Origin of the sequence: Sphingomonas pokkalii (assembly GCF_003096275.1) — a bacterium.
Classification (GTDB): domain Bacteria; phylum Pseudomonadota; class Alphaproteobacteria; order Sphingomonadales; family Sphingomonadaceae; genus Sphingomonas; species Sphingomonas pokkalii.
Genome location: NZ_QENQ01000001.1, coordinates 3572742 through 3585047 on the forward strand (window position 1 = coordinate 3572742; position 12306 = coordinate 3585047).

Consider the following 12306-nt stretch of genomic DNA (forward strand, 5'->3'; position numbering starts at 1 on the left):
GTCTCATGATCAGAAGCTTTTGGTAATCTGGAAATTGAACACGCGCCCGAGAATATTGGCGTTCGACGCGTCATAGGCACCGAAGTTGTTGCCCGCGCGTGTCAGCACGATCGGCGGGTCCTCGTTGGTCACGTTCTGGACGTTGAGCCCCAGCCGCAGCCCGCCCAGCAGCGTCTTGCCCTTGGGTACCGTGTAATTGATGCCGAGATCGGCGGTGGTCCAGGATGGAACCTTCGATTGCGGCTGGTTGGGTAGCGGGATCGTGTTGGTGTAGCTGCCGACATAGTTGACGAACAGGTTCACCGCGAATCCCGACTTGCTCCAGCCAACCTGCCCGCGGCCCCGCAGGCTGACCGGGTAATAATAGGTGTCGAGCACGCGCTGGTTCATGCCGCCGGCGACGGTCTGCAGCGTCTGGTTCAGGATGCGGGTGCCGTTGGCGCTGAGGAACCAGCGGCCGATCCCGGTTTCGAACGTGTAGCTCAGCTGCACGTCGATACCGTCCTGGAAGGTCGTCGCGGCGTTGGCCGAGCGCCCGTCGACGATGACGTTGACCGAGCAGGCGCCGAGCACGGGGACGTTGTACAGCGCCGGGTGCTCGGCGATGAACCGGGCGAGCACGGGATCATAGGTCGCCGGATTGCCGTTCACGCAGGTCGCCGGATTGCGCACGGGCAGGACATAGCTGGCAAAGAGCGCCGCGTTGGTGGGGTTGGACAGGAACAGCCCGGTATTCTGGCTGACGATCTGGTTGCTGTAATGCGTGTTGTAGTACGTAACCGAGGCCCGGAAACCGGAAGCCTTGGGGGCGAAATCCACGCCGGCCGACCAGGTCGTGGCGGTTTCCGGCTGCAGATCGGGATTGGCGCCGATGATCTGATACGCGCTGGAACTGCCCGGAAACACGAAGCCGATGTCCGGGCGGCCCGATCCGTTCGCCACCGGTACCCCGATCACCGCGGCGGAGAAATTGCGCGGGTTGGTATCGGTGAGCGCCGGGGCGCGGAACGAGGTTCCCCAGGAGCCGCGGATCGACAGCGCGTCGTCCACCCGCCAGGTGGCCCCCACCTTCGGATTGGTGGTCGAGCCGAAATCCGAATAATGATCGTAGCGGACCGCCACGTCGAGATCGAGCGCGCGAACCAGCGGCACCCCCATCTCGGCGCTGAGGATCGGCACGAACAGTTCGGCAAAGGCCGATGCGGTCGTGCGGCGGGCGGTCGTGTCGTTGGTGACCGCATAGCTGTTGTTGGTCGGGTTATTCTCGAAGGCGTTGTTGCTGCCGTTCACCAGATGCTGGCGGTTATAGGCAAGTTCGCCGCCGAACGCGGTGCGCACCGATCCGGCGGGCAGGCCGAACAAGGGCCCATCGAGCTTCAGGACGCTGTCGTAGAAGGTATTGTACGCCAGCTGGACGTTCGATCCCATGAAGGTGGTGTATTGCGCGCTGGTCAGCGGCGACGTGGTGAACGGGTTGATCCGGCCGGCGGTGATTTCCGCGGACAGCGCCGCACCATTGGCGTTGTTGTCATAATTGCAGATCCCGCACGTCGAATCGTGCGCATAGGTGAAATAGCCGTCGACCTTCCAGCTGCCCGGCATCTTGCCGGTGAACCCGCCGGTGACGCTGATCGTCTCGGCAGGATTGGAGGTGACGGACGGGCCGTTGAAGAACAGCAGCGGATCGACCGCGACCAGCTGGCCCGGTGCCCCGCCGCAAAGGGCGCTGGAGGACGCGGCATTGGCGGGCGCTCCGCCGATATAATAGGGGCTGCCCTGGCAGATGGTGATGTTGTTGCCGAGGCGGCTATTGCCATAGGCGCGACTGAGCGTGTCGCGTTTGGTGTAGAATCCCTGGGCGAACACCGAAATCGCGTCGTTCACATCCTGGTTGACGATCAGTGCTGCCTGGTGGCGCTTCTGCTTGCCCAGGAAGTCCGTATAGTCCGCCGAATCGACGAGGTTCGCGCCGGGGGTAAGCTGTGCGAAGCCGGTGCCTTGGCCTGCGCCGGGGGGAAGCGTGTAATAGCTATAGGGGCTGCCGTTGCCGCCGACGATCAGCGTCGGGCCGGTGACGCCGAGGGTCGCATCGACCGCCCGCGTGTCCGGCCCGCCCAAAGGCCGCAGATCGCGCCGCAGGAACTTCGAGCGGCCATTGGCGAAGGGTTCCCGATAGTCATAGTCATAGGTGGCGATGACGTTGCCGCTGCCCCAGTCGTACCCGGCGGTGATCGAACCGCCCCATTGGTTATTGTAACGGGTGACGGTGCCGCGACCGGTAATTTCGATGCCGGTGAAGTGCTTGCGCAGCACATAGTTGATCACGCCGGAAATCGCATCCGAGCCATAGATCGCCGAATTGCCGTCGCTGACCACTTCGACACGCTCGATCGCGGCGATCGGCAGCTGGATCGCTTCGGTGAAGGTGGTCGCCGCGCCGCTGGGTACCACGCGGCGGCCATCAACCAGCGTCAGCGTTGCCGATGTGCCCAGGCCGCGAAGGTTGATCGCGGTTCCCTGCGTCGAATTGCCGCCATAGCCGGCGGTGCCGCCCTGGCGATAAACCGGGCCGGAGCCGCCGGAGTTCGGATTGTTCTGCACCTGCGGCAGCGTCTGCAGCACCGAGGCAACGTCGGTGAGGCCGGTTGCCAGCATCTGATCACGGCTGACCGTCACCGTTTCCGAACCGACCGGCTTCACGCCGGAAATGTTGGTGCCGGTGACAATGATTTCCTGTTCCTGCCCGGTAGCCAGGGGATCGGCGACAGCCTCGCTGTCCGGCACCGTCTGTGCTGGTTCGGGGGCGGCCTGCTGGGCCCAGGCGGGCGGGGCCAGCACGCACGCGATCGCCAGAATGCTCCTGCTCGCCGAGGACCGATAGAGCCGTTTCGGTGCCTTCATGTCATCCTCCCATCTGTTATCTGACGGGACGATGTCGATCGCTCGCCCCGCGGCGAATACCGATCGGATCGGGCGGACGGAAAGCGGGTTTGGCGCAGGCAAGCGCCCATGGCCGGCGCGGGCAATGCCGCCGCCGCACGCGTTTCAGAACCCCCTCTCGCGCCCGGCTTTTCACGCCGGTTTCGCTCGCCATTAGCTATGCTGCATCACTATTCAGTAAAGAAATAGAAATAGTGGATCGATCGATTACAAGAATGGAATGATAGCCAGGGCGGGTCGCTTGCGCCGACATCTCTTCCATGAATAGAAGGATCGCCGGAACAGATAACAAAAGCGGATCGATGGGAGAGGGCGATGCGGCGGACCCCCAGCCTGACCAGCCTGCGCCTGTTCATGCAGGTGGCGCAGCATGGCAGCTTCAGCGAGACCGGGCGCGTGGCGAACGTTTCGCAGCCCGCGCTGAGCCGGACGATCCGCTTGCTCGAAGAGCAGCTCGGCGTCCGTCTGTTCGACCGTAACTCGCGCAACGTGGCGCTTACCAGCGCAGGGGAGGCGCTGTTGCCGATCGTCGAGCGGCTGACCGCCGATTTCGATCATGCCTTTTCGGAACTGGCCCAGAACTTCGCGGGATCGCGGGGGCGGGTGGTGATCGGCGCCCTGCCTTCGGTTGCGGCGGGACTGTTACCGGCGGCGATCGCGAGTTTCCGCGTACTGAATCCCCAAGTGGAAATCGTGCTGCGCGATCACCTGTCCGGCGCGCTGTTCCAGGCGATGGAGGAACGCCAGCTCGATCTGGCCGTCACCACGCCGCCCGATACCGGCAAATTCATGTTCGATCCGCTGATGCAGGACGCGATGGTGCTGGTGGTGCCGGCGGGTGGCCCGCTCGACACCGGGATGCCGGCGCGCTGGGCGATTTTCGCCGAACATCCCTTCATCGCCATGGCGCCGCGCAGCAGCGTGCGCGCACTTACCGATGCGGCGATGCTCCAGGCGAACGTCACCACGCGGGCGCTCTATGACTGCACCCAGCTTGCCACCGTGGGCGCGCTGATCGAAGCCGGGCTGGGCATCACGGCGCTGCCGGAATCGACGCTGCGCATGTTGCACGGCGGCCGCATCGCGGCGCGGCCGCTGATCGATCCGGTGTTCGAGCGCACCATCGGCATCGCCCGGCTTGCCGATCGCACCCTGCCGCCCGCCGCCCAGCGCTTCCTGGACCATTTCCTGCGCGTCGCACGGTAAAAAGGGGGTGCCTGATCGCTCATGCACCCCGAGGAGGGATCGGACGGGTGAGCGCCCGCAGCGTACGCTCGCTCGAATATCGGTCTGGCGGCCGTGGCGATCGGCAACCGCGCGAAGAGGGCGGATGCAGATCGCGCGCGGCGTCGCCCCGGTGAAGCGGTTGATCACGTCCGGGCCGCGTTCGAAGCCGTCATCGCGATGCCGGCCCGCTGCCGCTATGCGGCGCGGCAGCGCCTTCAAAAAATAGAAAATGTGGATGGAGCGATCCGCAAAGTGAATGACGGGCCTGGCGTTGATCGATCAGCAAAGTGCATTGATCGATAGAATGTTTGACATTGCCGTATGGGTGTTCGGCCCGCATGATTGCCCGGCCCGGCAGCGATCGGGTGGGGAGGATTATGCTGGCCATTATCGGCGCCCTTGCGGTCCTGGCACTGCTCGCGCTCATCTTGTCGAACCGGACGTCACCCTTGGCCGCGCTGATCCTGGTGCCGGTCGTCGCGGCCATGCTTGCCGGGATGGGCGGGGCGATCCCGGACCAGGTGCTCGCGGGCATTGCCAGGATCGCACCGGTGGCGGGAATGTTCGTGTTCGCCATCCTGTTCTTCGGGATCATGGCCGATGTCGGCCTGTTGGCGCCGCTTGTCGCACTGGTGCTCCGACTGGTGGGCGAACGGCCCCGCCGCATTGCGGTCGGCACGGCGCTGCTCGCGCTGCTGATCCATCTCGACGGGTCGGGCGCGGTCTGCTTCCTCATCACCATACCGGCGCTGCGGCCGCTCTATGACCGGCTCGGGATGGACCGGCGGGTCCTGGCGTGCACCGCCTCGCTGGCGGCCGGCGTCAACTTCCTGCCCTGGACCGGGCCAACGCTGCGGGCGGCGGCGGCGCTGAAGATTGCCCCCGCGCAACTGTTCGTGCCGATGATCGGGGTGCAGGCGGCCGGGCTGGTTTTCGTCTTCGCGGCGGCATGGTGGCTGGGTGGCTGCGAAGAGCGTCGGCTGGCGGCAGGCCTGCCGCTGCCCGCTGCGGCGGGGGTGGCTGGTGGAGCAGGCGCGGGCCCCGCGGACGGCGCCAAGGGCGAACCGGCGGGGGAGGATGCCGCCGCGCTCCGGCGCCCGAAGCTCCTGCCGTTCAACGCGCTGCTCACCCTTGCGGTGGTCGGCACGATGATCGCGGGACTGGTCGAACCGGTGATCGCCTTCATGATCGGCACGGCGCTGGCGCTGCTGGTCAATTATCCCGATGCCGCCCAGCAGCGGGCGCGGATCGATGCCCATGCCCGTGCCGCGCTGCTGATGGCCGGGGTGTTGTTCGCCGCCGGCGCCTTTACCGGCATCATGAACGGATCGGGAATGATCCGCGCCATGGCCGAGGCGGCGGCGCAGCACGTGCCCGAAGGGCTGGGCGGCCGGCTGCCGGTGCTGCTCGGCGTCGCGTCGATGCCGCTGAGCCTGATGTTCGATCCCGACTCCTTCTATTTCGGCGTGCTGCCGGTGCTGGCGGAGGTGGGCACGCGGTTCGGCCATGCGCCGACGACGATGGCCCATGCCGCGCTGCTCGGACAGATGACCACCGGCTTCCCGGTCAGCCCGCTTACCCCCGCCACCTTCCTTGTCGCCGGCTTGAGCGGGATCGAACTGGGGGCGCATCAGCGCTTCGCGATTCCCTGGCTGTTCGCCGCCACGCTGGTGATGGTGGGGGCCGCGCTGCTGATCGGCGTGCTGCCGCTGTGATCCCGGCGCATATCCGCATCGGTGCTGGCGCCGGCTTCGCCGGAGACCGGATCGAACCGGCGCTCGAACTGGTGGAGCGCGGCGGGCTCGACTATCTGGTCTTCGAATGTCTTGCCGAGCGGACGATCGCGGCGGCGCAGTTGCAGCGGCAGCGCGATCCCGCCGCGGGGTTCGACCCGCTGTTGTTGGAGCGGATGCGGCGGGTGTTGCCGGCGGCGCGTGCGCATGGCGTGCGGATCGTCACCAATGCCGGCGCCGCCAATCCGGCGGGTGCCGCCCATGCGGTGGCGGCGTTGGCCCGCGCGATGGGGATGGCCGGGCTGCGCATCGCCGCGATTACCGGAGACGATGTGCTCGGCCTGCTCCGGCAGGCGGACTATCCGCTGGTCGATCGCGCCGGCACCACCGCCGATCTGTCGCGGATCGTTTCCGCGAACGCCTATCTCGGCGCCGGGCCGATCGCCGCGGCATTGGCGCAGGGCGCGGAGGTGGTGATCACCGGGCGTGTCGGCGATCCGGCGCTGTTCGTGGGGCCGATGGTCCATGCGTTCGGCTGGTCGCTGGACGATGCGCCGCGGATCGGCCGCGCCACCGTGATCGGGCATCTGCTCGAATGCGCCGGCCAGCTGACCGGCGGTTATTTCGCCGATGATGACCGCAAGCAGGTGGCCGGCCTGGCCCGGCTGGGCTTTCCGTTCGCCGACGTGGCGCCGGACGCAAGCGCGGAGCTGGGCAAGGTCGCCGGATCCGGCGGCGCGCTGACCATCGCGAGCTGCAAGGAGCAGCTGCTCTACGAGATTCTCGATCCCGGCGCCTATCCGCAGGCCGATGTGGTCGCCGATTTTCGATCGGTGCGCTTCACCGCGCGCGGGCCGGACAGGATCGCGGTGACGGGCGGCGATGGGCGGCCGCGGCCAGACACGCTTAAGGTATCGATCGGCTATGACGACGGGTTCATCGGGGAGGGCCAGATTTCCTATGCAGGGCCGGGCGCGGTCGGCCGGGCACGGCTGGCGGGCACGATCGTGGAGCAGCGGCTGGCGATCATCGGCGCGCCGGTCACCGACGTGCGCAGTGAACTGATCGGTGTGGATTCGGTCGATCGTCGCGCGAGGGCGCCGGCGGTGGAGCCCGCAGAAGTGCGGCTGCGCGTGGTGGGGCGCAGCGACAGCGCCGAGGCGGCGGCCCTGATCGGCCGCGAGGTGGAGGCGCTCTACACCAATGGCCCGTTCGGCGGCGGCGGTGCGGTGGCGGCGGTGCGACCGGTGCTCGCTGTGGCATCGACGTTGATCCCGGCGGTGCAGGTACGGCCCGCAATCACCCTGGTGGAGGCCTGAATGCTGCTCGGCGAATGCGCGCATGTCCGCACCGGCGACAAGGGCGACATCGCCCAGATATCGGTGATCGCGTTCGATCCCGGCGAGTATCCGCGACTGGCGCGGCGGGTGACGGTGGCCCGGGTGCTCGGCCATCTCGCCGGGGTGCAGGTGCGATCGGCGACGCGATACGAACTGCCGGGGCTGGGGGCGCTGAACTTCGTACTGGAAGGCGCGCTTAGCGGCGGCGTGACGCGGTCGCTGGCGCTGGACGCGCATGGCAAGTCGCTGGGGGCGCAACTGCTCGACCTGTCGGTCGACGAGGACGATCAGGCGGGAGAGGCGTGATGGGCCGTTCGTGGTGGTTGCCGGCGCTCGCGGCGGCGGCGTTGCCGGGCGCCGGCACTGCAGAGGCGCGTGTCACCCGATTCGTCGTGGAGCAGCGCAGCACCGTGCCGCCGGTGCGGCCCGGCGCGCCGGGCTATGTGATCCTGCGCGGCTATTATGAAGGCAGCGTCGATCCGCGCGATCGCCGCAATGCGATCATTACCGATCTCGCCGCCGCGCCGCGCCGCGCGAACGGCGGGGTCGGCTATCGCGCGACGTTCGCGATCGCCGTTCCGGCGGACCCCGCGCGCATCAGCGGCGTGCTGCTGTATGAGGTGCCGAATCGCGGCAACGGCGACGTCGCCGCCGATGCGGACGGCCATGTGCGCGTGGTGAGCGGCTGGCAGGGCGATATCGTACCGCAGCCGGGCGTGCAGACGCTGGTCGCGCCGACGGCTCGGGGGCTTACCGGCTGGGTGCTCCAGCGCTTTGTCGGCGTCGCGGCGGGCACGGCCAGCATTCCCATCGATGGCGGGATCGGCCGCCCGACGCCGCGGCCGATCCCGGTCTCGCGCGACACCAGCGCGGCGACGCTGTTCGCCCAGGCCGGCGACGCCGCACCGCGCACGCCGATCGCGGCCAGGGATTGGGCGTTCGCCGATTGCCGCAAAGTGCCGTTTCCGGGCACGCCCGATCCCCGCCAGCTGTGTCTGCGCGGCGGCTTCGACAGGGCCAAGGCCTATATGTTGGTCTATCGCGGCAAGGATCCGAAGGTGCTGGGCATCGGCTTCGCGGCGGTGCGCGACCTCAACGCCTTTCTGCGCGGTGCCAAGGCGGACGACGCAGGCACGCCCAACCCGCTACGCGGCAGAATCCGCTGGGCGATCATGAGCGGCACCTCGCAATCGGGCAATTTCGTCCGCAGCCTGATCGCCCTGGGCTTCAACCAGGCCGAAGACGGGCGGCAGGTGTTCGACGGCGCCAATCCGAACATCGCCGCCCGCCAGGTGCCGCTCAACCTCCGCTTCGGCGTGCCGGGCGGCGCAGCGGGCATGTTCGAGCCGGGCAGCGAGGGTAGCCTGTGGTGGAGCCGCTACGACGATCGGCGGCGGGGTCGCGGCGTTTCCAGCCTGCTCGATCGTTGCACCGCGACGCGCACCTGCCCGAAGATCGTCGAGACCTTCGGATCGGCGGAGTTGTGGGGGTTGCGCATGGCACCGGGCCTGATCGGTACCGATGCGAAGGCGGACGTGCCGCTGCCGTCTAATGTCCGCCGTTACTACTTCCCCAGCGTGACCCATGGCGGTTCCCCTATCGGTGGCTTTCCGCTGGCGGGGGACCGGGCGTTTCCCGGAATGCCGGCCTGTACGCTGGCATTCAATCCCAACCCTTCCTCGGATACGCGCCGGGCGCTGCTCGCGGCGCTGGTGGCGTGGGTCCGCGACGGCAAGGCGCCGCCGCCAAGCCGCTATCCGATGCTGGCGCGGGGCGATCTGGTGGAGGCGAATGCCGCAGCGATGGGGTGGCCCAGGATTCCGGGCGTGCCGAGCCCCGACAGGATGCTCAACGCCCTGCCGGACTATGATTTCGGCGCAGGCTTTCGCACCGTCGACCTTAGTGGCGTGCTGACCCGCCAGCCACCACTGGTCCGGGGCGTGATCCCGCAGTTGGTGCCGCGCGTGAATGCCGATGGCAACGAAACCGCAGGCGTGGCGTCGGTGCAGCTGATGGTGCCACTGGGCACCTATACCGGCTGGAACCAGCTCGCGCAGGGATATGGCGCGGGCGGCAGCTGCGGCTTTATCGGCGGTTTCATCCCCTTTGCCCGCACCGAGGCGGAGCGGCTGGCCAAGGGCGATCCGCGGCCGTCGCTCGAGGCGCGCTACCGCGACCATGCGGGGTTCGTCGCGCGCGTTCGCGCCGCGGTGGCCGGGCAGATCGTGCAAGGCTGGCTGCTGCCCGACGATGGCGCGCGGCTGATCGAGGAAGCGGAGAAGAGCGATGTGCTGCGATAGCCTGGCACGCGCCTTCGCCATTCCCGTTGCGGCCAGAGGCGCGCGGATCGATGCGTCCGGCAGGCGAGAACCAATGACGATTGCCCTGGCACCGGGCCCAATGCCGGCCTTTATGTGCGGGGCAGGATAAACAGGGAGAATGAAGAGGATGAAGCTTCGTTTGGAATGGCTCGCACTGAGCCTGGTGAGCAGCACGGCGCTGGCCCAGACCGTGCCCGTCAGCGATGGCGCGGCGGACGCCAAGGCGCGTGCCACCGAGGCAAAGATGACCGATGAGGAGCGGTTCCAGCTGCTGCACGGCATCATGCCGATCGCCTTTCCGGGCACGCCGCCGCTGCCGCGCGCGGACCTGAAGCCGACGGCGGGCTGGATTCCCGGCGTGCCCCGGCTTGGCATCCCGGACCTGTATGAAACCGATGCCAGCCTGGGCGTCACCAACCCGCTGCAACTGCGCAAGGGCGATCATTCCACCGCCCTGCCGTCGGGCCTGTCGCTGGCCGCGACCTGGAGCCCGGAGATCGCCTTTCGCGGTGGCGTGGTCGCCGGCAACGAGACGCGGCAGAAGGGCTTCAACATCCTGCTGGCCGGTGGCGTGAACCTGGCGCGAGATCCGCGCAACGGCCGCAATTTCGAATATCTGGGCGAAGATCCGCTGCTCGCCGGGCGCCTTGCCGGCGCGTCGATCCGCGGGATCCAGAGCCAGCGGGTGGTATCGACGATCAAGCATTTCGCGCTCAACGACCAGGAAACGCTGCGCAACACCATCGATGCGCGGATCGACGAGAAGGCGTTCCGGGAAAGCGATCTGCTCGCCTTCGAACTGGCGATCGCGGATGGCAAGCCGGGATCGGTGATGTGCGCCTATAACCGCGTCAATGGCGACTATGCGTGCGGCAACGACTTTCTGCTCAACCAGGTGCTGAAGCGCGACTGGGGCTATGCCGGCTGGGTGATGTCGGACTGGGGGGCGGTCCATGACGTCGGCTTCTTCGCCAAGGGGCTGGACCAGCAATCGGGCGCGCAGCTCGACAAGCAGGTGTTCTTCGACAAGCCGCTGCGGGCCGAGGTGACGGCGGGGCGCGTGCCGATGGAGCGCGTGCGTGAGAGCGTGCGGCGGATTCTCCGCTCGCTTTATGCGGTGGGCGCGGATGCGCCGCTGGCCGAAGGGCCGATCGACGAAGCCGCCCATGCCGTGGCGGCGCGGGGGGCAGCGGCGGCCGGCATCGTGCTGCTGAAGAATGATGGTGATATCCTGCCGCTCACCCAGGCCAAGACGGTCGCCGTGATCGGCGGCCATGCCGATATCGGCGTTCTTTCCGGCGGCGGATCGAGCCAGGTGACGCCGAAGGGGGCCGTTACCATCCTGCCGCTCGGGGGCCGCGGCGTCATGGGGGCCTGGGCGCGCCAATTGTACATGCCGTCCTCGCCGCAGCGCGCGCTGGCCGCGGCGCTGCCGGGCGCGAAGGTCGACTATGACAGCGGCTATGACCTCGCCGCCGCCACCGCCTTTGCGAAACAGTCCGACGTGGCAATCGTCTTCGCGACGGCGTGGAGCAGCGAAGGCAATGATTTCAGCATGACCTTGCCCGAAGGGCAGGACGCGCTGATCGCTGCTGTCGCCGCGGCCAATCCCAACACGATCGTGGTGCTGGAAACCGGCAACCCGGTGAAGATGCCGTGGCTGGACAAAGTGAAGGCGGTGGTAGAGGCTTGGTATCCCGGTCAGGAGGGTGGGGCTGCCATCGCCGACGTGTTGACGGGCAAGGTCAATCCCTCCGGCCGGCTGCCGATCACCTTCCCCGCCGACGAAGCCCAACTGCCGCGCACCGACATTCCCGGATGGGGCAAGCCGGAGGGTTCTGCCGATACCGTCACCTATGCAGAGGGCGCTGCCATCGGCTATCGCTGGCATGCGGCGAAGGGAACCAAGCCCCTGTTCGCCTTCGGGCATGGGCTAAGCTACACGCGATTCGAGCAATCGGGGCTGCAACTGCGCGGCGGCGCGCAGCCCGTGGCGACCGTGACCGTGCGCAACATCGGCGCGCGGGCGGGCACCGATGTAGTGCAGCTTTACCTTACCCGCCGGGCGGAGACTGACCTCCAGCGCCTTGCCGGCTTCGCGCGGGTGGAACTGGCGCCGGGCGAAAGCCGCACGATCACGATCCCGATCGAGCCCAAGCTGCTGGCCGATTGGACGCCGGAAGGCTGGCGCAGCCCGGCCGGGACCTATCGGTTCGCCGTCGCGCCTTCCGCCGCAGCTGCCGGCATCACGGCGGATATCCGCTTGCCCGAACGGCGCCTCGGCCGGTGAAACCGCCAGCCACGGCCGCGCGCCCGAAACGGTGCGGCCGGCCGTGGCGACGGTCGCGAAGGCCGTTGCCAGCGGCGCGGCGGACGATAGAGTGCAATGCCATGGCCGAGACGATCACCCGATATCGCGATTTCTGGCCCTTCTATCTGCGCGAGCACGGGAAACCCGCGACGCGTGCCATCCATTATGCCGGCACGACGCTCAGCCTGTTCGCGTTCGCCGCCGGCCTCGTGTGGAGCGGGTGGTGGTTCCTCGCCATGCCGATCGCCGGCTATGGCTTCGCCTGGACCGCACATTTCGCCGTGGAGCATAATCGGCCCGCGACCTTTCGCTATCCGCTATGGTCGCTCCTGTCGGATTATCGCATGTTCTTCCTCTGGATCGGGGGGCGACTGGGTCCCCATCTGAAGCAGGCCGGCGTGGCCCGATAGATTGCCTTGCTTGCCGGGCAGGGG

At 67.7% G+C, this 12306-nt stretch carries 8 protein-coding genes; 7 read left to right on the forward strand and 1 reads right to left on the reverse strand.

Features of this window, described 5'->3' with window-relative positions; translation table 11 throughout:
- Positions 1 to 9: 9 nt before the first annotated feature.
- Positions 10 to 2901 (reverse strand): TonB-dependent receptor domain-containing protein, encoded by a 2892-nt coding sequence (locus DD559_RS16405; RefSeq protein WP_116470128.1) that lies wholly within the window; start codon positions 2899 to 2901, stop codon positions 10 to 12.
- Positions 2902 to 3255: 354 nt separating this feature from the next.
- On the opposite strand from DD559_RS16405, the gene DD559_RS16410 reads away from it, so the two are divergent.
- The 7 genes from DD559_RS16410 (at position 3256) to DD559_RS16440 (ending at position 12282) form a co-directional block, all read left to right on the forward strand.
- The gene (locus DD559_RS16410; protein WP_116470129.1) at positions 3256 to 4146 is read left to right on the forward strand and encodes a LysR family transcriptional regulator; all 891 of its coding nucleotides are present in this window, start codon (positions 3256 to 3258) and stop codon (positions 4144 to 4146) included.
- 398 nt (positions 4147 to 4544) lie between these two features.
- The gene (locus DD559_RS16415; RefSeq protein WP_116470130.1) at positions 4545 to 5882 is read left to right on the forward strand and encodes a CitMHS family transporter; all 1338 of its coding nucleotides are present in this window, start codon (positions 4545 to 4547) and stop codon (positions 5880 to 5882) included.
- Positions 5879 to 7219, forward strand: coding sequence for an acyclic terpene utilization AtuA family protein (locus DD559_RS16420; protein ID WP_206364525.1), 1341 nt, complete (start codon positions 5879 to 5881; stop codon positions 7217 to 7219). Before DD559_RS16415 ends, DD559_RS16420 begins: the two co-directional genes overlap by 4 nt.
- Positions 7220 to 7546 carry an AtuA-related protein gene (locus DD559_RS16425; protein WP_116470131.1) on the forward strand — a complete coding sequence of 109 codons (327 nt, stop codon included), beginning with the start codon at positions 7220 to 7222 and terminating at the stop codon, positions 7544 to 7546. It abuts the gene before it with no gap.
- A complete protein-coding gene (locus DD559_RS16430) occupies positions 7546 to 9540 on the forward strand; it encodes an alpha/beta hydrolase domain-containing protein (RefSeq protein WP_116470132.1) in 1995 nt (664 codons plus the stop codon). Before DD559_RS16425 ends, DD559_RS16430 begins: the two co-directional genes overlap by 1 nt.
- A 148-nt stretch (positions 9541 to 9688) precedes the next feature.
- Positions 9689 to 11851 (forward strand): beta-glucosidase family protein, encoded by a 2163-nt coding sequence (locus tag DD559_RS16435; protein ID WP_116470133.1) that lies wholly within the window; start codon positions 9689 to 9691, stop codon positions 11849 to 11851.
- A 101-nt stretch (positions 11852 to 11952) separates the two neighbouring features.
- Positions 11953 to 12282 (forward strand): Mpo1-like protein, encoded by a 330-nt coding sequence (locus DD559_RS16440; protein ID WP_116470134.1) that lies wholly within the window; start codon positions 11953 to 11955, stop codon positions 12280 to 12282.
- Positions 12283 to 12306 lie beyond the last annotated feature (24 nt).

Coding starts and splice junctions, on each gene's coding strand:
- DD559_RS16405 (WP_116470128.1), bottom strand. CDS start 2,901: ATGAAGGCACCGAAACGGCTCTATCGGTCCTCGGCGAGCAGGAGCATT.
- DD559_RS16410 (WP_116470129.1), top strand. CDS start 3,256: ATGCGGCGGACCCCCAGCCTGACCAGCCTGCGCCTGTTCATGCAGGTG.
- DD559_RS16415 (WP_116470130.1), top strand. CDS start 4,545: ATGCTGGCCATTATCGGCGCCCTTGCGGTCCTGGCACTGCTCGCGCTC.
- DD559_RS16425 (WP_116470131.1), top strand. CDS start 7,220: ATGCTGCTCGGCGAATGCGCGCATGTCCGCACCGGCGACAAGGGCGAC.
- DD559_RS16430 (WP_116470132.1), top strand. CDS start 7,546: ATGGGCCGTTCGTGGTGGTTGCCGGCGCTCGCGGCGGCGGCGTTGCCG.
- DD559_RS16435 (WP_116470133.1), top strand. CDS start 9,689: ATGAAGCTTCGTTTGGAATGGCTCGCACTGAGCCTGGTGAGCAGCACG.
- DD559_RS16440 (WP_116470134.1), top strand. CDS start 11,953: ATGGCCGAGACGATCACCCGATATCGCGATTTCTGGCCCTTCTATCTG.